This is a genomic window from Pontibacter mucosus, from assembly GCF_003054055.1.
GTDB classification, from domain to species: domain Bacteria; phylum Bacteroidota; class Bacteroidia; order Cytophagales; family Hymenobacteraceae; genus Pontibacter; species Pontibacter mucosus.
This window is the reverse complement of sequence record NZ_QBKI01000011.1, coordinates 89,095-108,272: the sequence shown is the minus strand read 5'-3', so window position 1 is coordinate 108,272 and position 19,178 is coordinate 89,095. Positions and strand designations below refer to the sequence as shown.

24 protein-coding genes are annotated in these 19,178 nt (G+C 55.2%); 8 read left to right on the top strand and 16 right to left on the bottom strand.

The features are described 5' to 3' along the window. Positions 1 to 2: 2 nt before the first annotated feature. From C8N40_RS18980 to C8N40_RS18965, 4 genes are read right to left on the bottom strand one after another with little or no spacing between them, the layout of a single operon-like run. Positions 3 to 2,180 (bottom strand): polysaccharide lyase family 20 protein, encoded by a 2,178-nt coding sequence (locus C8N40_RS18980; protein WP_108213392.1) that lies wholly within the window; start codon positions 2,178 to 2,180, stop codon positions 3 to 5. Further along, entirely contained in the window at positions 2,177 to 4,177 is a 2,001-nt protein-coding gene (locus C8N40_RS18975; protein WP_108213391.1) for a DUF5011 domain-containing protein, read from the bottom strand. The genes C8N40_RS18980 and C8N40_RS18975 overlap by 4 nt, the downstream gene beginning before the upstream one ends. Continuing rightward, positions 4,177 to 6,840: a hypothetical protein gene (locus C8N40_RS18970; protein WP_108213390.1), complete on the bottom strand. Its 2,664-nt coding sequence runs from the start codon at positions 6,838 to 6,840 to the stop codon at positions 4,177 to 4,179. The genes C8N40_RS18975 and C8N40_RS18970 overlap by 1 nt, the downstream gene beginning before the upstream one ends. Continuing rightward, positions 6,837 to 7,307 carry a hypothetical protein gene (locus C8N40_RS18965; protein WP_146173603.1) on the bottom strand — a complete coding sequence of 157 codons (471 nt, stop codon included), beginning with the start codon at positions 7,305 to 7,307 and terminating at the stop codon, positions 6,837 to 6,839. Before C8N40_RS18965 ends, C8N40_RS18970 begins: the two co-directional genes overlap by 4 nt. A gap of 171 nt (positions 7,308 to 7,478) precedes the next feature. On the opposite strand from C8N40_RS18965, the gene C8N40_RS18960 reads away from it, so the two are divergent. Continuing rightward, positions 7,479 to 8,120: a hypothetical protein gene (locus C8N40_RS18960; protein ID WP_108213388.1), complete on the top strand. Its 642-nt coding sequence runs from the start codon at positions 7,479 to 7,481 to the stop codon at positions 8,118 to 8,120. Here C8N40_RS18960 and C8N40_RS18955 read toward each other — a convergent pair. From C8N40_RS18955 to C8N40_RS18895, 12 genes are all read right to left on the bottom strand, one after another. Continuing rightward, a complete protein-coding gene (locus C8N40_RS18955; protein ID WP_108213387.1) occupies positions 8,117 to 10,552 on the bottom strand; it encodes a hypothetical protein in 2,436 nt (811 codons plus the stop codon). The genes C8N40_RS18960 and C8N40_RS18955 overlap by 4 nt on opposite strands. Continuing rightward, the gene (locus C8N40_RS18950) at positions 10,553 to 10,768 is read right to left on the bottom strand and encodes a hypothetical protein (RefSeq protein WP_108213386.1); all 216 of its coding nucleotides are present in this window, start codon (positions 10,766 to 10,768) and stop codon (positions 10,553 to 10,555) included. Positions 10,769 to 10,854: 86 nt separating this feature from the next. Then, entirely contained in the window at positions 10,855 to 11,304 is a 450-nt protein-coding gene (locus C8N40_RS18945; RefSeq protein WP_108213385.1) for a hypothetical protein, read from the bottom strand. Between the two features lie 135 nt (positions 11,305 to 11,439). Then, positions 11,440 to 11,907 carry a phage tail protein gene (locus C8N40_RS18940; RefSeq protein ID WP_108213384.1) on the bottom strand — a complete coding sequence of 156 codons (468 nt, stop codon included), beginning with the start codon at positions 11,905 to 11,907 and terminating at the stop codon, positions 11,440 to 11,442. 22 nt (positions 11,908 to 11,929) lie between these two features. Beyond that, a complete protein-coding gene (locus C8N40_RS18935) occupies positions 11,930 to 12,139 on the bottom strand; it encodes a hypothetical protein (protein WP_108213383.1) in 210 nt (69 codons plus the stop codon). A gap of 12 nt (positions 12,140 to 12,151) precedes the next feature. Then, on the bottom strand, positions 12,152 to 12,580 hold the full coding sequence (locus C8N40_RS18930) for a hypothetical protein (RefSeq protein WP_108213382.1): 429 nt from the start codon (positions 12,578 to 12,580) through the stop codon (positions 12,152 to 12,154). Then, a complete protein-coding gene (locus tag C8N40_RS18925) occupies positions 12,577 to 13,173 on the bottom strand; it encodes an HK97-gp10 family putative phage morphogenesis protein (RefSeq protein ID WP_108213381.1) in 597 nt (198 codons plus the stop codon). The genes C8N40_RS18930 and C8N40_RS18925 overlap by 4 nt, the downstream gene beginning before the upstream one ends. Continuing rightward, the gene (locus tag C8N40_RS18920) at positions 13,173 to 13,361 is read right to left on the bottom strand and encodes a hypothetical protein (protein ID WP_108213380.1); all 189 of its coding nucleotides are present in this window, start codon (positions 13,359 to 13,361) and stop codon (positions 13,173 to 13,175) included. The genes C8N40_RS18925 and C8N40_RS18920 overlap by 1 nt, the downstream gene beginning before the upstream one ends. Next, the gene (locus C8N40_RS18915; protein WP_108213379.1) at positions 13,361 to 13,729 is read right to left on the bottom strand and encodes a phage head completion protein; all 369 of its coding nucleotides are present in this window, start codon (positions 13,727 to 13,729) and stop codon (positions 13,361 to 13,363) included. The genes C8N40_RS18920 and C8N40_RS18915 overlap by 1 nt, the downstream gene beginning before the upstream one ends. Further along, entirely contained in the window at positions 13,716 to 14,180 is a 465-nt protein-coding gene (locus tag C8N40_RS18910; RefSeq protein WP_108213378.1) for a phage head-tail connector protein, read from the bottom strand. Before C8N40_RS18910 ends, C8N40_RS18915 begins: the two co-directional genes overlap by 14 nt. Before the next feature lie 340 nt (positions 14,181 to 14,520). After that, on the bottom strand, positions 14,521 to 15,771 hold the full coding sequence (locus tag C8N40_RS18900; RefSeq protein WP_108213376.1) for a phage major capsid protein: 1,251 nt from the start codon (positions 15,769 to 15,771) through the stop codon (positions 14,521 to 14,523). Beyond that, on the bottom strand, positions 15,771 to 16,496 hold the full coding sequence (locus C8N40_RS18895; protein ID WP_108213375.1) for an HK97 family phage prohead protease: 726 nt from the start codon (positions 16,494 to 16,496) through the stop codon (positions 15,771 to 15,773). Before C8N40_RS18895 ends, C8N40_RS18900 begins: the two co-directional genes overlap by 1 nt. Before the next feature lie 168 nt (positions 16,497 to 16,664). Between C8N40_RS18895 and C8N40_RS18890 the strand changes: the two genes are divergently transcribed. The 7 genes from C8N40_RS18890 to C8N40_RS18850 all read left to right on the top strand — a co-directional run bounded on the left by C8N40_RS18890 (position 16,665) and on the right by C8N40_RS18850 (position 19,037). Then, complete coding sequence (locus C8N40_RS18890) at positions 16,665 to 16,844, top strand: hypothetical protein (RefSeq protein ID WP_108213374.1); 180 nt, start codon at positions 16,665 to 16,667, stop codon at positions 16,842 to 16,844. A gap of 190 nt (positions 16,845 to 17,034) precedes the next feature. Next, a complete protein-coding gene (locus tag C8N40_RS22800) occupies positions 17,035 to 17,211 on the top strand; it encodes a hypothetical protein (RefSeq protein WP_170114154.1) in 177 nt (58 codons plus the stop codon). Further along, complete coding sequence (locus tag C8N40_RS18880; RefSeq protein WP_108213372.1) at positions 17,208 to 17,402, top strand: hypothetical protein; 195 nt, start codon at positions 17,208 to 17,210, stop codon at positions 17,400 to 17,402. Before C8N40_RS22800 ends, C8N40_RS18880 begins: the two co-directional genes overlap by 4 nt. Before the next feature lie 299 nt (positions 17,403 to 17,701). After that, positions 17,702 to 17,917, top strand: coding sequence for a hypothetical protein (locus tag C8N40_RS18870; protein ID WP_108213370.1), 216 nt, complete (start codon positions 17,702 to 17,704; stop codon positions 17,915 to 17,917). A gap of 215 nt (positions 17,918 to 18,132) precedes the next feature. Then, complete coding sequence (locus C8N40_RS18860) at positions 18,133 to 18,447, top strand: hypothetical protein (RefSeq protein ID WP_108213368.1); 315 nt, start codon at positions 18,133 to 18,135, stop codon at positions 18,445 to 18,447. A 56-nt stretch (positions 18,448 to 18,503) separates the two neighbouring features. After that, entirely contained in the window at positions 18,504 to 18,641 is a 138-nt protein-coding gene (locus tag C8N40_RS22795) for a hypothetical protein (RefSeq protein WP_170114153.1), read from the top strand. Positions 18,642 to 18,647: 6 nt separating this feature from the next. Beyond that, on the top strand, positions 18,648 to 19,037 hold the full coding sequence (locus C8N40_RS18850; protein ID WP_108213366.1) for a hypothetical protein: 390 nt from the start codon (positions 18,648 to 18,650) through the stop codon (positions 19,035 to 19,037). Positions 19,038 to 19,178: the final 141 nt, after the last annotated feature.

Genomic DNA, 19,178 nt, shown 5'->3' with positions numbered 1-19,178 from the left:
CATTAGGTCTGCCCGGCCATCTGGGCGTAGGTGGCGTCTTTATTCCCGATTTTCACCTCATCCAACCACATCACGCGCTTATCGGTCGTAGTAGTGCCGGAGTTGTTCCAGTCCCATTTGTAGATGCCTAACTTCACCTCTGGCAAGCTAAAGCCAGCGGCCAGGTTCGGGCCGGTTTCATCGGCTACCAGCGTGCCGTTGTGCCAGCATTTGATGTGCCCTTCGGCAAACTCGCTGAAGCGGGTGTAAAACACGAAGGTGTGCCAGAAGTCCTTCACCTGGCTACCGATGTCCAGCCGGATATTCCTGCCCGCGTCGTTGTCTAAGAACAGCCAGAAGCGCCCCTGCTGAATCAGCAGCATGTTGTAAGGGCTACCTGAGCCGCCGCCCTGGTGCCATTGCGCGATGCTTTCCCGGCTGGTTCCGGTTTCATCGGCATATTCGGCACTTGGAAAGTAAACTCGGAAGCTATACCACGCCTCCTCTAATCTTTCCGGGTAATACACCTCGGTTCTTGTTCCCGAATTATTGGGCGGGTCGCCTGCCCGTAGCTCAAAGCGCAACGCCTTCCCGCCTCCCGGAGCCGCCTGATGCTGAATCGCGTAAGCGGTGCCCCCGTTCTGGATGTTCCAGCCGGACAGGTAGCTGCTGCCTTCCAGGTTGTCGGAGAATAGCAGGTTATTGGGCGGTGCCTCCCCTACCTTCACCACCGCGCTCTGCCCCCGTTCGCTTAAAGCCCCGACGTACAAATCGCCCGCTGCCTCCGTGGAGGTGAGCGTAAAGGTATGCACCGTCTGATATGCCGTGGAGCGCACCGGAGCGCCCAGGCTGCTCTCTGCCGTGCCGGTGGCCGCTTTCCACAGCGCCACCCGACAGGGCTTGTCACAAGTGACGGTCAGGGTGGTGCCGCTCAGCTCAAAGCCAATGGCAGGCACCCCTAAGTCGATATAGACCGGACTGGCTGTTTCCGAAACCGTGAACGAGCTTGTGCCATAGGGCACTTCCACCACGAACACGTTGGCCGATTTGCGCAGCACCTGCCCCACGCTTGAAGCGAGGTGCTTGCCTGCCAGGTCCGTTCCGGTGGTGTCTATTCTGATAGATACCGGAATGGTTAAAGCCTCCGGTAAATCAAAGGCTTTCCATACCAGCGAAACTGTCGTGCCCTCCACCGTCACGCTTTGCACCGATTGCCTGGCCCACAGGTAGCGCAGCGCCTCCTCGTAGCCCGCAAAGTGCACGTCCTGCCCGAGCAGCGTGGAGCGGGTCAGGCGGTACATGTCGCGCACCAGCGTTCCCGCCGTGTGCCAGTGCATGAAGTCCTGAAAGAAACCCTTGCTCTGCACCGTTTTCAGCAGCTCCTGCGCCAGGTAGTTGTCCCGGTCCGTGGCCGTGCCGCCCGACTCCACGCCGATGCTCGCAACGCCGGAGGTGAAGTCGGCGTAGCGCGTGGCGCTGGCCCTGTCCACGTAGTCGAGGCGGGCCGTTTTGTTATTCGGCAACCCTGCCCCTGAGCCGTAGGAAGTGTTAGCATCGCCACTGGTAGAGAAGAAGGAGTTTCTGCCGCCCAAAAAATAAGGCGCGTACACCTCTGGCGTGTCGTTCCTGCCGTTGCGGTAAGAGAAGGCAAAAGGAGCCTCGCTGTACTGGCTTTTCTCCGCATCTATCAAGCCGGTCAGCTCTGCCAGGTTGTTAGTGCCTGCGCCTTGTACCGAATCCCACCCGTACACCCCGCCTGAAACATCATATAGTTGCTGGCCGTGGTTGGGGTAGCGGTCGGGCTTGGCTTGGCCCGCTGTCACGTTAAACACCGCCGCCCCCGCGCTACTCCAGGTGGTGCTGTTATAGTCGGGAATCAGGCCGATGGTGCCCGTAGAAGGGTGCTGCCAGCGGTCGGTCTGAAAGTAGATACTCTTCTCCACCCTGCCGAAATTGGTCAGGGTGTTGTCAGCCCCCATGTAGCGCGAGACAAACGCCGTGGGCTTGATGTTGTACTGCATGGCCCAGAACTCGGAAGGGTACTTGTTAGTGCCCAGCGTGTCGGTGTTCTGGTTGACGGTCATCACGGCCCCGTAGCGGTGCAGGGCCACGGAGGCCAACAGCTTGCCGGTCGGGTCTACGGGCGGCTGCGGCTCCCGCGTCAGGGCAGGCAGGAAGGCGGCAAACGTGCTCAGGCTCATAGCGGCATCACTTTGAGGTAGCTCATAAACTGCGTGCGGGCATCGCCCGAGGCGTTCACTCCCAGCATCACCCGCTTGTTTGCCCCGATGGAGGTAGCGCGTGCCGGTCCTTCTGCCGTCCAGGTCACCCCGTCAGTGGAGTGGTAGAAGGTGAAGCTGCTGCCCTCGGCCTGGATTCTCCAATACCTGTCCAGCGGGATGGAGGTGTTCACCACCACATCCGCTTTGCCAGTTTCCCGAATCAGGATGCGGGCATGGCCGTAGTTGGTCTGCGTTCTGGTCAGCACGACATAGTTGGCCGAATCCACATCGAATCCATAGTAAAACGTGTTGGCCGTGTGGATGCTGGTGGTCAGCGGGAACTCCAGGTAGCAATCCCCAAACTGCATTGGCTGTCCGGTGCTGCTGTCTTTTGGGAGAAGCGCATCATCGTAGGGGTGCCCGGTGGCCGCCCCGCCCTTGCTCTCTATTTTCAGGTTACCGGCTCCGCTGTGCGTAAAGGTTACCTGGGAGGCCGCACCCCTTCTGACCCACTTGGAGGAATCCACCGGCCCGGCTGGACCCTCGAAGTAGTCCGAGAACAGCGCTCCATCCTCAAAAGTAAAAGCAGGACTTTCAACCACGGCACTTTCGTTTCTGCCTGCAGCAGCCCTGACCTTAAATTTCCAATACCCTACAGGGCGAGCCACGTTGCCGACTTGGATAGTGCCGGCGTAAGCGACGTACGCTCCCCCGTTCTCGCTTACCAGTATCTCCGAGGCTCCCAGCGCATGGGAGGCGCTCAGGGTATTGGCGGCATCGTCAGCCGTAAGGGTTGGCGGTGCGGGCGTGGTGTTGCCTGCCGGGTTCACGTTCACCGTGCGGGTCACTTCTGTAGCCGCCAACCCTTTAGAATCGGAGACATTGTAGTGGCGGGTATAGGTGCCTGCCGTAGCGGTGTCTACTGTTCCGGTTATCACGATGCTGCCTGAGATGTCGCCATCTTCCGCATCGGTGGCTGTCGCACCCGGTTCGGTGTAAGTGCCCCCTTGCGTAAGCGTCATCGGGTTAGCGCCCAATAAGGTGATGGTGGGCGGGGTATTCGGCGTAGGGGCTACCCCGCTTCCTACAGATGCTATACTTACTGCTACCACATCCCCCCAATTAGAGAAGAACAGCTTGTACTCCCCTGCCGCCAGGATGCCGCCTGATGCAAAATCACTGTTCAGCACCGTATGGGCAAAATCAAAGGTTAAAGTACTTGTACCATCTGCTGTGTAGGCTTGCACAATGGTAGAGCCTAAGACTGCGCCTTGTTTGGTAAAGGTCTGCGCCCCTGTCAAGGCCTCAGTGCGGATATGGCCGAAGGGGTTGGCAAAGTTTAGCGTAGCGCTCGCTGCCTCTGCCGTGGCCTGTCCTTGCGTGGTGCCGGGTTCGATGGCGGCAATCAGCGCGTCTACTTCCGCTTTGGTGTAGTAATCTGCGAGCAGTTCCAGTACCCGGCTCTCGGTAATGCCGGTCTGCGGGGGTTGCTCCACATTGGCACCCTCTGAGGTCAGCAGCACGTAGTTTACCAGCAGCGCCCCGGTCGAGATAGGCGGCGTGGGCGGTGTCTGGCTCTGCTTATCCAGCTTCAGTTCATAAGTGCCATCCTCTAATGCGGCAATGGCGGCAAACTGCTTTAAAGGCTCTTGCGGCAAAGGGATATTGGCATAGGTTTGGGCTTCATATTCCACAAGCACACCATTCCAGTCGGCCTCGCCAGCCGTTACCTGCAGCGTCACGGTGCCATCGCCGTTAAGGGTGTCCAATATCGAAGGCTGCACCGTCCATTTGCCCGGCGAAAGCGGGATACCGGACACAAACAAGTTAAAGATAGCCTCTAAAGGGTATCGGGCATTCTGCTGCTCTTTATTCGGCTCCTGGGGGTTATAACCCACCACGAACATTTGCTTGTTCGGGGCAAGCACCTCTTTGAAGCGGCTAAAAGGGGTCCGGTTTAATAGTTCGTCTGCCATTATTTTTCTTTCACTACCCAGTTATAGTTTTCCGTCACAATCGGCCTGCCGTCCTCGGTGATGATGGCATCCTGCGGCGGCAGCTCCTCCACGCCTCCCAATACCTCAATCGCCTCAAAGCTCACATGGTTTCGGCGGACATAGTGGACGTATTTGTCCATGAAAAAGCGGTGGTAGTACAGGTTGAAGTCCTTTACCACCGAGATAGGCGAAATGCCCGCCGTAGTCGTTGCCGACAAAACAAGCAATGCCCGGCTGTGCTGGTTGAGTATATCCCTGGCCGTGTTCTCTTGTAGCAATTTGCCGTTGTTGAAGAACTTGGCAGGCGTGCCATCTTCCAGCGTTAAAAGCGCCTCTACCCGTGGAATGCCGGAGCCGTGGTACAAGTCCAGTTTGTAGGGTTCAGTGTTTATCTGCCCCTCGTTGGTGCCGGTAATCAGCATCCGCTCCACCTCCTGGGCCCGTTCCTGAAAGCGCACGTTGTCAATCAGGATTTGCACCCCCCGCATCGTGTTGCGGCGGATGTAGGGGTTATACATTCGCACTTTCGGGAAGCCTTCCACCTCCAAGGGGCGCAGGTGCCACTCATAGGTGCCGGTGGCGGTAAAATACCCTTCGCGGCCTTGCAGCTCCTCTACCCTGAATTTCGGGCTGCGGGTGCCGATACCGCCCGTGTTGCGCCAGGTGCCCGTGTTGGTGGGGTTGTCGGGGGCAAAGTCGTACTTGCGGCTCTGCCTGACCGGCTGCCTGAAGTAAATCGGCTGGCGGGCATCGTACTCTCCTATGGACACCATAAAGGGGAAATCCACATACAAGGCGCTCGAAACAGATCCGAAGGCAGGCGTATTGCCCTCCCATGTAATGTAAGTTATCAGCAGTGCATCGTCCGGCTCCGGCGTTACGGTGTCCTCATCGCCCCAGGCGGTCTGAGCACCTGTAACGTAGGTAATTGTGCCGTCTGCCTTGGCGTACACGGTGTCAATGCGCTTTAAATCCTCATTGTTGAGCAAGGGAATCCCGGACTGAATCAGGCCGTTGGGGAAGGCCACTTCTACGCCGTTAAAGAGTGCCGTGGCTTCTTCTCCGACCGGGTTATCCAGTGTTAAGGTGTTCCCGGATAGCGTAAAGTTTGGCAGCTCCACCCACTCCATGCCGGGCTTTCCGAGGTAATCTTCTACCGTAATGGCGTAATCAAACGAAAAGGTGAAGCCCACCTCTGATTTGACCGGGAACTGATATGTGTCATTCCACAGGCTCGGGATATTATTGGTGTTACGGTCGGAGAGGGAAAGCGGGAAACCGAGCATGAACTTCTCCCCGTCTGATATGCGCTCTATCATTAGCCCCTCGCCAAGTTCCCAGAACAGCGGCATGTTGTCCGCCCACAGCTCAAACTCCCCGTTCTGCACAAAGTTCTCGTAAGGCCCGTAGTGCGTGACGGTAGTTACCTCCTTATAGGCGGGCTTGGCGTAAATCGCCTGCACCGATTCGCGGTACTCCGTATCGGTGTCATAGAGAATCTGAATCAGCTCCTCAAACTCCTCTGTCTGCTCATCTACGACCACCTCACTATCCCCTCTGCCGATGTGGGCGCGGCGGCGCTGGTACGGACCCTGCACCTCGTTGTAGCGCAAAATATGCAGCGCGCCTTTGGCTTGGCGTATGAAAGCGTTATAGGGCTGCAAAATTCTTTCCAGCACCTCGGCACAGGGCAGCGGCTCGTTCTCGTCGCTGTAGTAAGCGGCCTGGTCCACGTACACCTGTGCCAGCGGCTCGATGTTTAAATCTGTCGTATCCTCCCATATATTCACCCCCAGCCAAACCGGCAAATCCAAATCCAGCAAGCGCAGGCAGCGGAATATCACGTCTATTGCCCTTGCCCGGCCATAATAGCGCACCCCCGCCGCGTTCAGGTAGGGTTTGTTGTTGAGCGAGGCCAAGCCATCATACGCCTGAATCGTGGCGTGGAAGGTGTTTCTATCCCAGGGCGTGTTGTACAGGTCGGCCATGTGCCAGCCGCGCCAGTTCAGCACCCCCTCGATATAGTGGCTTACTTTATACTTGCGCTCGTCGGAGGTATGGAAGTCGCGTAAGAGCGCGTCGTTGTTTTCGATGGTGAGCGCGAAGGCGGCTGAGGAGCCGTGCAGCACCCCGTGCTTGTTGCCCGTGCCCTGCCACTCGATAACGGCGGGCTCGTCAGAACCGCACAGGTATTCTGGCTCGCCGGTATAGCCCACCATATCCCAGGTAAAGGTGTGGGTGGTGTTGTCCAGCTCGTCGAACTCCAGGATATAGCGCGGCCCTCTCCGGGCTTCCACCACAAAGGGGAAGGATGCCACGCAATCCACCGGCGATGGCTCCACGGGCACCTCCAGGGCGGTCTTGCTTTCCACCAGCGCAAACGGCGGGCTGGTGAGGGGTTTTAGCACATAGGCAAAGGCTGCCGTGGTGATGGTCTTGCCCGCCCATTGCATGGCTTCGGGCGCGTAACCGGGCAAGGGCTTCTCCGGGGCGTACAAATCCCCGCCTGCGTCCTTTGCCTTGGCCGTTACTTCTTCCTGCGCGTCGTCAAAGTACACCGTCACCGTCAGGTAGATGGGATTGCCGAACGGGTCCGTCTCGTCTGGGTTGATGGTGTTGAAGGCGTATAACAGGTGTATCATCTCTTGGCTCTTGCGTAAGCGGTGTAACTGCCGGGTTCAGCCACTTCGAAAACATTGGAATCCTGCACGTCCGTAAAGCCGTTGATGGAAAACTCCACCGCCCCGCTGTAGCCGGAGGCCAGGATAGTGAGGATGTATTTGCCGTTTCTGTATTCCTGCCGCACATCGTCTATCTTCAGCCCGCAGGGCGTTACGCCGCCGCCGGGGTCGTTCTCCGTCCTGACCAGTTCCACCAGCTCAGAGGGCATTCGCCCGGTGCCATCCCAAACAGTCTTTACCTCTACTTTCGTGCTCCCCTCAAACCAGCTATCCACCAATGTTCCTTTGGGTAGGGCAAAAGGCGTACACGCCGCCCCTTGCGGCAAATCGGTGTGCACCTGCTGCCTTGTGCCGGTGTCCCAGAAGTACTCGCGCTGCACCGCTCCTGCGGCTCCGGCGCAGCGTCTTGCTAAAAGGGTTCTTGCCACGGGTATAGGGGTTAGCTATATAGGGATACGTTATCGTTTATCCTGTGTTATACAGAAGCCTAAGATACAAAAATTTAGGCAACGGAACTTTTGTATATGTAACTTTCTTTATATGCCTATAACTAAGTATATTCGCCTTCGTAAAGTCCAACACACACCAGCCACAAGCATATGAAACAGTCCTACCTCTTCGCTATCCTGCTCTTGTTGTTCGCCTCCTGTGAGGATGCCCATGTAGACGAGCTAACGCCCGCGCAGGGCACCTACCTGCAGAACGCCACGGCCTATTACACGGCGGCGGGCACGGGGCAAAGCGTCCTGTGGGAAGTGACCGACTACGACACCGAAGGCTTTGCCATTGCCTCGGAAAAGCGCACGGCCCCCGATGCCCCGCTCTTGCTGGAGGTTTACCGCTACGACGGGGAGCAGGTAGCTGAAGTGGACGTGTACGACGCGGCGGACAACCACCTCGACACGCGCCGCTACGTGTTCACCGACGGCAAGCCCACCAGCTACACTTCCGCCAAGGGCACCTACACGCTCACCTACGACAGCCGGGGCAACGTGGTGGAAGCCTCCAACGGGGCAGAAACCCGCACCTGGGCCTATACTTACGATAATCAGGACCGCGTGCAGACAATGGAGTTCACGCCAGAAGGCAGCGCTGCCCGCTACCGCTATGAGTACTCCTACCGCGACCGGCACCGCGCCCCGGTCGGAGCCGTGAACGCTATCCGGGTGCACAAGCAAGAGGCTAGTGGCTTTGCCTACGTGGGTACGGTCGTTTACCGCTACACCATCGCCCCCTACTAGCCACGGGTGCGGCGGCTCTTGTAGTTGGCCCTATCCATCACCGCCACCAAATCATTGCCCTCTATCCTGAACCGCAGTTCGTCGTCGCCTTCGTAGCTCATCATCATCGGGCCGGAGGCTGTGCCGGAGATGCTGGAAGTGCTCACGCTTGGCGCGGCGCTGCCACGGCCTGACGCGAGGCTGCCCCCGATGCCTGCGGCGGCAATCAGGGCCGCGCCCGCTGCAATCTTCGCTGGGCCGGTGGGTATCTTCATCAAAGTCTCACCTACGCCGATAGCCAGGAGCTTTTTGCCGAACTCGGCGGCAATCTGGGACATGGTCTGCAACAGCGCCCGGCCTACCCCCTGCAGCACGTCGGCACCGGAGGCAAGCCCCTGGAACATGTTGCCGATACCCTCACCAAGTGAGGCAAAGGCGTTCCCGGCAAATTCGGTGACTAAGCCTGTCATGGCCTGCACCTGGTCTATCTTGGCCTGGAAGCCGTTGATAAACCCATCCACGGCTGTGCTTACGCCCATCACGCGCCCCTGCAAGATGTCGAAGTATACCCCCGCCTGCCGGGCCTGCTCTTCAAAGAATCGGCTTTGCTCGGGCGACTGGATAAGGTCGATTTGCTGCGGCTTGAAGTCCTTGGCAAACTTAATCGCCTCGTCGTTCATGCGCTTCAGGGACAGCTCAAAGGTATTCTCCAGCGTGTCGAAGCGGATCTCATTAATCGAATCCAGTTGCGCTTTCAGCTTTTCGATGATAGGGCTGTTGAACGCCGCCCCCTGGGAGATGAGCCCGTTAATGGCCGTTTCCAGCAGTTTCGCCTTGCCTTCTACCACCTGGTAGGCGTTGCCGTAGGTCAAAAACTCCTGCGTTACCTGCCGCCAGCCCTCTCGGAGTTGCTTCAGGTAATCGGTCTGCTCTTTCTGCTTCTTTTTAGTGCCGGGGTCTTCTGTAAACAAAGCAGGGGTGGCATCTGAGGTAAGCAGCGCCATCTCTTCGTCGAGCTTCCTGTTTTCGGCAATGATGGCGGCTATCTTCTCCTGTGTTTCTCCTAAAGCGTTGTTGAGCTTGAGTACGTTCTGAGCGCCCAATACCGAGCCGGTCCCGCCTCTGGCGTTCATCGAAGCCGCCGCCGCGTCCTGTGCCGCCTTCAGTTCGTTAGCCTGTTGTATAGCCACCTCCTGTTGCTTTTCCTGCTCCCGGAGGTCACGTAGCTGCAAAAGGTTTACCTGCCGCTGCTGCGCTTTCTCCGTGATAAGGGAGAGGCTGGCTTGCGCTGTGGCGTAGTCCTGGATAGACTTGCTCAGTTTGCGGTAGGCTTCCGAGGCGTTGCCTGCCAGGATGTCCTCGTCTTTGAGGTTCTTGAAGTAGGCCGGGTATTGCTTTTGCAGCTCGTCTACCGCCTTTACCCGCTCCTGCATACTCAGGCTCACATTCTGTGTGCGCTCGTAGAGTAACTTGAGGGTTACGAGTTCCTGCTGCGCCTCGCGTTGGCCGGTAGCCCTGGCGCGGTTCACCACATCGAGGGAGTTGATGTACTCCTGTGCTTTAGAGGCTGCATCCTGCATGGCGTTGGCACTCTCTTTGGTGGCCTTGGCCGATTTCTGGCTCCAGCGCTCGTACAGCACCCAGCCCGAGGTAATAGCGGCAATGCCCAGCGTCAGCAACGAGGCGGGCGTAAGCATCGAAGCCAGCGCCGCTTTAATGGCCACCCCTGTACCGCCTGCCTGTGCGGCCAGTTGGCCGAAGTTGGCTGTAAGCTGCTGAATGTTGTTGCCGATGCCCATCATGCCGTAGGGCGCATCCTGCACGATGCGGGCGATTTCCATGTTCACTGTTCCGGCGGAGCCTGCCAGCCGGTTCATGCCGTTGGCCGTGTTCATGGCGGCCATCCGCCCCCGCTGGTTGAGTTCGGCCAGTTCGTTGTTGACGACCTGCAGGCGCTTGCCGTAGCGCTCAATATCCTTTACGTCGGTGGCGTTGCGCATGGCGGCGCGGAGGCGCTGTGCCTTGGCCTCCAGGTCGGGTATAATCTTGCCTGTCTTTTGGAAGGAGACAAACAGGTCCGCCCTGCTCGCTGCTTTTTCGGCCTTGGTAATTTCGCCTGACAGGCTCTCAATGTCGTCTGCCAGTTTTAGCACTTGCTTGGACGTGGGCGAAAGTCCTGCCGATAGCAGCGTGTTGAGCGCCTGCTGCATGGCTACGACCTTGAGCTTGTCGGCCTCGAACTGGTTGCCGAAAATCTCCGCATTGCCCTGCGCTACCCGCAGTTTGGCGTTCAGGTCGCTCAGGGTGCGGGTAATCGTGTCCTCGAACTTTGGCCGCACGGCAGGCATCCTTTCGGCCTGCGTGCCAAAGTTCTGAACAGACTGTATGGCCTTGGCGATGTTACCCTCAAAGGCTTGTACCTGTGCTTCCAGTGCGACGCTTAAAGGCTCCATTTACTCTTTCTTTTTAAGGTAAGGCAACAGCCGCTGGGCTATCGCTAATGCGTGTTCTTTCGAGGCCGGGGCGTTTCTGAGGTTATCCCCTTCCAATCTTAGCACCTGCGCCGGGTCCAGCCGTTTTTTGGAGTGGGGGGCTAAACTGGCCCACATGATATGGCGCACCTTGTTCCACTCGTCTTTGTTCTGCCGCTTTACCCGCTCTGAAATCAACCCCAGTTCGTACCAGGTATAGAAATCCAGTTCCTGCGGGTCCAGCCCGCAATCGGCACAGTAGAACAGGTACAGCTCATCCCAGGTTAAGCGCTCGCTGCCTCCGTCTGAGGTGCTTCCTGCGCTGCCTGGGCTGGCTCGTTTGGGCTTTTGTTCGCGTCTAACAGGGTGGCGTACACCTTGCCCATTTCCTCCGGCTCCATGCCCTCTATCCAGAAGCACACGTCGTCCGCCGTGAAGTCCTGTTTGATGCGGTAGTCCGGGTGCTTGCAGCCCGCCGCCAAACCCGAATACACCAAATCGGCCATGATGAACATGTCCATCTTGCGCACGATGTGCTGCGTACGTTCGGCCTCTGTCAGCCCATCCGGAATAGGGTTGTCCTTCAGCCCGAAGGCTTTGTTCACCTCGTCGAGGTATTCGTAGTACTCTTTGCCGCGCAGCTCGCAGAAGATCCGCGACTGCATGAACCCGAAGTAGATGGGGCGCTCTTTGCCGCCAATCTGGATAAGGGCTGTTCCTTTGCTGTGGTGCATGTTAGTGTGCTTTTGCTTGTGAGTAACTGAATCTCGGCATCACTGAGGCCGATGGTAACGGATAGCTTTTTCATAGGCGTAGAGGCTAAGGGCGGGAGGTACACTAACACAAGCATACCCCCGCCCCGCCTGTTTTTACGCCGCTACCGCGTGGGTCGGCTTGCTGGTGAGCCTGAACGTAGCAGAATATGTCGCCATCCCATCTTGTGATCCGGAAAGGGAAAGGCTGGTCATAAAGGCCGTGCCGCTCAGCACCTTGCTTCCTGCGATGTCACCAGGGGAGCCCAATCCTTCCACATCTCCTGAAGTTGAGGCACCGTAACCAATCACGTAATTCACGTCTTGGTCGGAATCATCAAGCATCATATCCACTAAGTCGCCAGAACGCACATTGTCCGGCACGGCAGGGTTGTCGATAATCACAATCCCGTCCACGGAGAAAGTGCCGCTCAGATTGCCTTTTCTGGCAGTAGTGAAGTTGCCAGCCTGACGGCAAGCCGCCTCTATTTCCTCCCGGCTTAGCTCGAAGTTAAGGCCGGATAAGCATCCCAGCTTCTTGCCGCCATTAAGCTCGATAAGCATTTCATTGCCTTTGATTTCCATTGGTATCTTCTTTTAAGGGTGGTTACTTGGTTTCGGTGCTCACCTTGCGCTCCTTGGTCTGGCGCGTGGTCTTGGCTTCTTTGGCTTCCGCTTCAACCGCCTCCAGGAACGGGCCTTCGCGGTGCTTGTTAATCTCTTTAAAGCGCTCTTCGGAGCCTTTCCACTCGCTTTTCACGGCGTAGGGCTTGCGGGTTTCCTTGTCGAGGAAGGTTTTGATGACAGTGGCTTTCATGCTATTTTTCTTTTAAGGTTCTACATGGGTAAGTTCTTTCAGGCGCAGCCGGTAGGTGATGACTTTGCGGAGGATGCTTAGGGTGCCGGTATTGACGGGCATGTTTCGCGGCGTTCCGTCCCGTTGGATGGAGTGCAGTTGGAAGTTTTCAACCTGCAGCGTATTATCTATCAGGTTCATCACCTGCTCATAGAAGTCATCCATCACGGCGCTGCTCACATAGCTCAAATCCTGCAGCACAAAGAGGTCGAGCACTATCGTACAATCACGGTGCGTACAGGCCCGGCCTAGCTGGTCGTCTACCTGAGTCTGGTTGGTGATGATGATGTACTTCGGCCCCGGTTCGTAAGACTTAGGCACAGCGGTATCAAACACCTGCAAGCCCGCTGCGGTGAGGCGGTTGTAAAAGGCTTTGCGGATATGCTTGTCGGGGTTAATCATCGTCTGCCGTTGGTTTCTTTCACTAATCGCTCTAAGGCTATGCGAAGCCGTGGGCGTAACTCTGCCCTGTATTTCACATAGGCCGGATAGAGGTAAGGCTGCGGCTTTCGGCCCTTCCTGATGATGCTCATTGCTATCAGGTAAGCCACCTCTGCATCCTGCCTGTCGTTGGCTCTTTTGTTGCCGGTTCTGCGGCGGGTCTTAACCGAATAAGTGCCGGTAATACCTTTCTGGCGTACCCAGTCTATCAAGTCCTCAATCAGGTCTGCCCAGGTGCCCTGCCCCTTCATCCCTTTGAACTTCATCGCCTCGGCTTGCATCTCAGCAGGCACTTCCACATACATGCCCGTTCCAAACTCCACAAAGGCCCCGTAAAACACACCTACTTCGGTGCTTACTCTCAGGCCGGACGCATCTACCTTGTTTATGATGCTTTGCCTCAGCTTGCCCATGTACACCGGGGCGTTGCTGATGGCCTCGTTGCGTACATCCATGGCTGTTGCCTGCACCACCCTTGCTGCCGCTTCCTTGCCCTTCTGTCCGAAGGTGGCCAAGCCTCTCACTACCGAACTAACACCTGTGACCTTTGCCATTACACTACAAAGGCTCGGCTAAAGCGCACGGTTTGCGACAGCTCCCCATTCACATGCAAGCGCATAATGGGCTTATTCTCTGCCAGGTTCATCAGCTTTATAGCGCCTAGATAAGCACAGCCCAGCACGTAGTAATACCACAGGGTCTTTGTGGCTTTCGCTTCGATATGTACTTCTAGCTTTGCCATTATTTCTGCAATTTGCCCACTACCCGCACGTACCGCGCAGGCTCCCCTATCGTGGTGCCGGGGTTGGTGAGCAGGTAGGTTTGGTTATCTATTTTCATCCGAATGTCCTTGGCCGGAAAGAAGTCGGGCCGGAAGCGGATGTACAGTTCGATGTCGCGCTCTTCCAGTGCCTTGCCCGCCGCTATCTCCAGCAGGTCGTTATAGCTGACCGAGGTTCTTGCCTCTGCCTTCGCGGCCCAGGTCTGCACCACTTCCTCCAGTTGCACCGTAAAGCCGCCCATGCCGTCGGGAATGGAAGCCTCCTGAAAGAAGCTCACCCGGTAGCGGAACTTGCTTGGCTCTATGATGAAGGCTTTAGATGGTCGCATAGCGCTGGTAAGGTCGTATCATCAGGTACACGTCGCTCGGCAACTCTGCCTGGTAGGTGTCGCGGTGCTCGAACAGGTAAGTCAGCAGCTTGTAGCAGGCTGAAATAAGCGGCTCAGGCACTTGCTCTTTCTCAGCGTAGCCTAGCGTCAGCGTTACCACTTCCGGCCTTGTAGAGCCAAAGTATAGCCGCGTATAGCCTGCGTGTTCCTCTGCCTGGTAGTCCAGCCCATCGCCTAGCGTGTCCACGGTTGCCGGGTAGTCGTACAGCTCGTAGCCGGACTTGATGCGGCGTGTCTCCTCGCGCTCGTACAGCATGTGTTGCGTGCGCTTTTCAATCAGGGCCACGGCGGTATGAATCAGCCGGGTTATCAGCATATCATGGGCCGGAAAGTCCACGGCTAGGTGTGCTTTTGCTTCCTCTAAGGTGATAAGGTCTAGTGCTGTGGCCATTAGAATCCGTTATGCCTTTCAATTCTATTTTCTGGAAACTTTGGCGGCTTAGGCTTCCCGAACCTTTCGGTATTAAGCTTCGCGCCGTGTTCTACGCGATGGCGCTTATATTCCTCCCTATTCAGAATGGGAATCAAATCTTCTTTTCGGGCCTTAAAATCAACCTCTACAGGCGCTTTGTAAGCCTTCCAAGAGAAATAAACCGTTGCCAATTGGCTTATCAGAATAACCCCCAGTAGTATGTACAATCCTTCCATTGCTTTGCTTTTGTGTGTTAGTGGAAAGTAGAACGGCCCCGCCTCTCAGGGAAGCGAGGCCGTTACTGTCAGGCATTATCTTTCTAAACCGCCGGGGCTGCTGTGAAGTCAATCTTCACGAAGCCGTCCGGGTAGTAGATAGGCAGGGCAATGCGCTCCTCAATGCGAACAGAGGTCACGTTCGTCTCGAAGTTGTCCTTGTTCTCGGTGGAGAAGTTGATCACCGCGCCCATTCGCTGGAATATCTTTACCCCTCTGGCAAAGTCGCCTACGATACCCTCTGTAGCTGCCAGGGCTGAGTGCTGCATAATCGGCACACCGCCAATGGTCAGTTGGCCCATGTTGTTGAGCACAATCGGGTACGTATAGCCCGCGTTGTCGTCCTTGTTAATCAGCAGCGACAAATACACTTGTGGTGATACCCAGGCGGCAGTCGTGGCACGCTTGGCCAGCCTTACCTGCGAGATGGCAGCAGCCAGTCTATCCCAGGAGTTAGACAAGGTCGCCACATCAGTAAACAGGGCAGGGTTCAGGGCAGCGGCTACCTGGAACAAGCCCTCCAGGTTCTGGCCGGTGCCGTCGCCTTTCAGGATTTGGGCATCCTCTACCTCTAAAAGCGCCTGTGGCAGCTCGGTGCGCAGGAACTCAATCGCGCCGGGGGTGTCCTCCAAGAACTCATCCACCACGTCCACGATACCCGCGATTTTACGCACAGGGGCCTCCTCTACGGTCGTATTGAAGTCCAGCTTAGGCTTGGCAGCACCGGCGGCTACCATACCGATAGCGCCTTCCTTGCGGCTGAAGCGCAGGTACTTTATCACGTCTCGCTGTGTCGGGATAACCTGAATAGCGTTGCGCAGGTGCTCCATTTCGTAGGCCGGGCCTACAGCACCCTGCCAGTCGCCTTCCAGACCGGCCACACGGCCAATCACGCCAACGGCTTTCGTGTCCATCGGCACGGCAATGTCGAGCGACTTGGTGCCTACGTTGTTGGCGTAGCTGCCGATAGCATCCTTTTTGGCCTCCAGCGCAGAACCGATTACGTCGGCAAAGCTCTTGATGCGCTCCTGGTTCTGCTGCTCCTTTACGCGGTTGAGCGTGGTCAGGGCCTCGTCTAGCTGCTTGGCTTTCTCGTCGTACTTTACAGAAATGTCCTGCACTTGGGCAGCGTGTTTCTGTTCTGCGTCTTTCAGCTTCAGGTCAAATGCCTCCGTGGCAGTCTTAACGATTTCAGCGGCTTTCAATTCAGCGGCCTTGGTGCCCTCTGCTACTGCTTTTTCAGTGGCAGTCTTGGCTTCTTGCTGGATGCGCTCCAGTTGTTCTTTGATTTCCATTAGTTCAGGATTGAAAAGTTCTTGAGTAGGTTAAGGGTGGCCTCATCGTCTTTGGAATCCTGCGGCGCGTTAACAAGGGCTGTGCTGTTGGGCGGCAGCTCGTTAATGGGTGCAGTCTGCATATCCAGTATGTAGGCTTCAAGTTGTTTAAGTCCGATTTCCAGGCCAATAAAGCCCTCGTCTGTCAGGTTGCCGTTGCGGAGCACGTTCTGCATCCGCTCGATTTTGGATTGCACCTGCAAAGGAGTAAGGGATTTAAAGCCGGTAAAGCGCGTCTGTTCATTGGCTCCGAAATACACATTGGAGCCCTCCATCAGGTAGCACTCCTGCAAGTGGCGCACGCCGTTCTTCACCTCATCGCGCACCGTTATCCAGCCGTAGCTGTGCTGGTCTAAAACGCCGTCATTGTAGAGGTGCAGGGTGTTGCGGGAATAGGAGATTTCAGGATTCAGCTTTGTCTCAAAGTATAGCCCCTCGTTATCCTCCCGTAGCACCTGGAACTTGGCGTGTATCTCATCCCACTTGTGGTAGTTCATGAACACGATGTTGTTCTTGCCCTCCGGCCCCCGCTCCCTGATGGACTTGGCAAAGGCTCCCTTTTCGGTGATGTCGTTGTCATGATCCACGTTACCGAACACGGAGAGGTAGCCCGTGACGATATTTTTTTGCATGTCCACGTCTTTGACGCTGCCGACAAAATCCTTTGTCTGTAATCTGCCTTTCATGTGCGCGTGCTACGGTTTGTATAAAAATACGCAATCCCATAACACAGCATACACGTAATCAGCGATTAGGATTATTTTGCAACTTATATCAGTTTATTACCTGAATTATCCGTATATTAGAGTGTTCTAATTCATTCACCCACACCAGCCATAGGGCGGCTTTCCATAATGAAGCACAACCAAAAGACGATTTACTTCCAGGAGCGGCAAATGGAGTATTTCCAAGAGCACACGATAGATGTGCAGAAGTTCACCCGCTATGCCGTAGATGATAAAATTGAAGAGATGGAAATGAAGAAACAGGGGTTCGTTAAGAAGTATGTAAAGGAAGAGGAGGCAGGGAGATGAACCGGGAAACACGCGCTTTTATCTGGGCTTTCTTCGGGTTAATAGTAAGTCTGGTAGCTTTGGCTATACTGATTGTAAAGATTAATACCGGTACCTTTGCAGGGTGGGATTATTTTAAAATGGCTTGTGCTGTTTTTGGTTCTCTGGGCAGCTATCACACTATTCATAAGCTTACATAATCAGCAATCATATGAAAGATTTTATTCGTGTATTCCTGCTGGTATTCTTGCTGGCCTTATGTGCTGCCCTTCTGGGGCACTTGCTAGATCTCTTTATGGATAATGCTTGGCAGAAGGGAATGCTTTGCGGTTGGTGGGTTGGTGAGTTGTACCGGCCTTTGTCTAAGTATTTAGGTGTTGTGATATGATCTGGCAACCCATCACACCCGAAACCAAGCTCAAGATTGGCACAAAGGTGCTGCTGGTAGACAGGGTAGACAGCCCAGATAAGTATTGGTCTGCTGAAGTCCGAAAAGACAACGAGGTGCGAACGGAAGGGATAGCGCTTGTACTTCGCATCTTCACCCACTACTGTTTAATCACACCTCCAACGGAATAAGGATATGGAATGGCAATTGAAAGTATTGGTGTTTTGGGTTGTGCTAACGGCTGCGCTTTGGCTGGCTACTGCAATCCATTTTGCTGTATCAGATGCTAACCTGCGCTGGAAGTACTTCAAAGAGGACTACAGCACATTCGGTGCCCTGTACTGTGTAAGCCTGTATGCTGGCTGTGTGGCTATACCTGTATACCTGTTAATCAAAGCCGCTATTTGGTGGTTCACCCTCTAACCCCTAACACCCATGCTAACCCGCCTCAAAGCCGCCCTTATACTTGCAACACACTAACCGACAAGCAATGGATACTATCAACGAAAGAGAATTAGACAAACTCACTGAATCGGTGCTTAACAACATCATAGCTCATTTAGGGAAACTTGCTGAGGATGATACCTTAAGCCAAAAGTACGCCGTTGGAATACTGTGTCAGGATGAATTAAAAAGCCTTTTTCGGAAAGGCTACAGAATGGGTAAAGGAGAAGCTATCTTGAATGGCAATAAAGCTAATGGCTAAACACATGAGCATCCACTTGGATCACGACTTTGTGCTTAGGTGCATCAGGAACCAAAAGAACAATCCTCGGCACTACGCGCAGTTATCCAATCTGGTACTGGCTTACGGCAGGAAGTGTTCTTTCAAGTATGCTGACTATTACATGGCTGCCCAAAAGGAGCTTATGAAGATCAGCAAGACATGGAGTGATTAAAAAGAAAGTATAACTTAGGGATATGAACACATTAAAGCACTTCAACCAACTCCCAAAGCATTTTGCAAGCTGGACAGGCTTGCTCACCTGGCTTAAGGAAACCAAGCCTGAACTTTTGCAACTCCAAACGATTCGTATTGCAGAAGGAAGGAACGAGTATGAGATTACCATCGACTACGCCAAAGCCAGAGCCTTTGAAGAGATAGGTGAACTGCCTAATGCTAACGCCCTGTACTGTGCGGCTGAGGCTATCAGAGATCCGTACAACTATGACTACAGCGTGAAAGAGTTTTTGGAGCGGGTGCTAAAACTAAAGGGATCAAGAATAAACCTATGAACTGGATAAAGATAACTGAAAACACAGCACTACCACCTAATACAGAGGTTCTTGTAATGGATGCTGAGAGGCAGAAGTTTATAGGCAGGATAAGCACAGGCAATGAGGTAGTGATAGAGCCGTGGGACGGATTCACCTACCCGACGCTGCAAGACTTCACGCATTACGCTATCATCACTGACCCGAAAGACTAAAGCAACATGAAAGACCTGATACTAAACTTAGGCGGCAAAAACATCGGCCTGGCAAACGGCTTCGATGTAAACGAGCTGCAGCACAACAAGCAAGCCGGAGAGTTTACAAGAGGCGGCACTATCACAATGGATGGCCTGCTGTCGAATGCCGATTATGATGTAAGCCCGTTCTTTGAACCTGTGCCCTCTCCTGGCTTTGATGTAGAGTTTGAAGCGGGCGGGGTAATTTTCAGCGGCACAGGTATTCTGAGTGCGTTGAAGGACACCACCCCGAAACGGAGGGTAAATCTAAAGCGGGTGAAGCGGAATAATAGGCGGGTGCTGAAACTGTCTTTGCCGCCGAAACCGAAACATAGAACCTTTTCTGCCACTATCCAGCTTAAAAGCATCAGATAGCACTAACCAACACGAGGATAGTATACCGTAAATGGAAGCGGTGCCAGAAGCTGGTGCGGGGTTTGGGGTAGCTCCCCATTAAAGCTAATCTAGGTAGCGCCCGCCGTGTAGGTTCGACTCCTACCTATCCTCCTACCACCA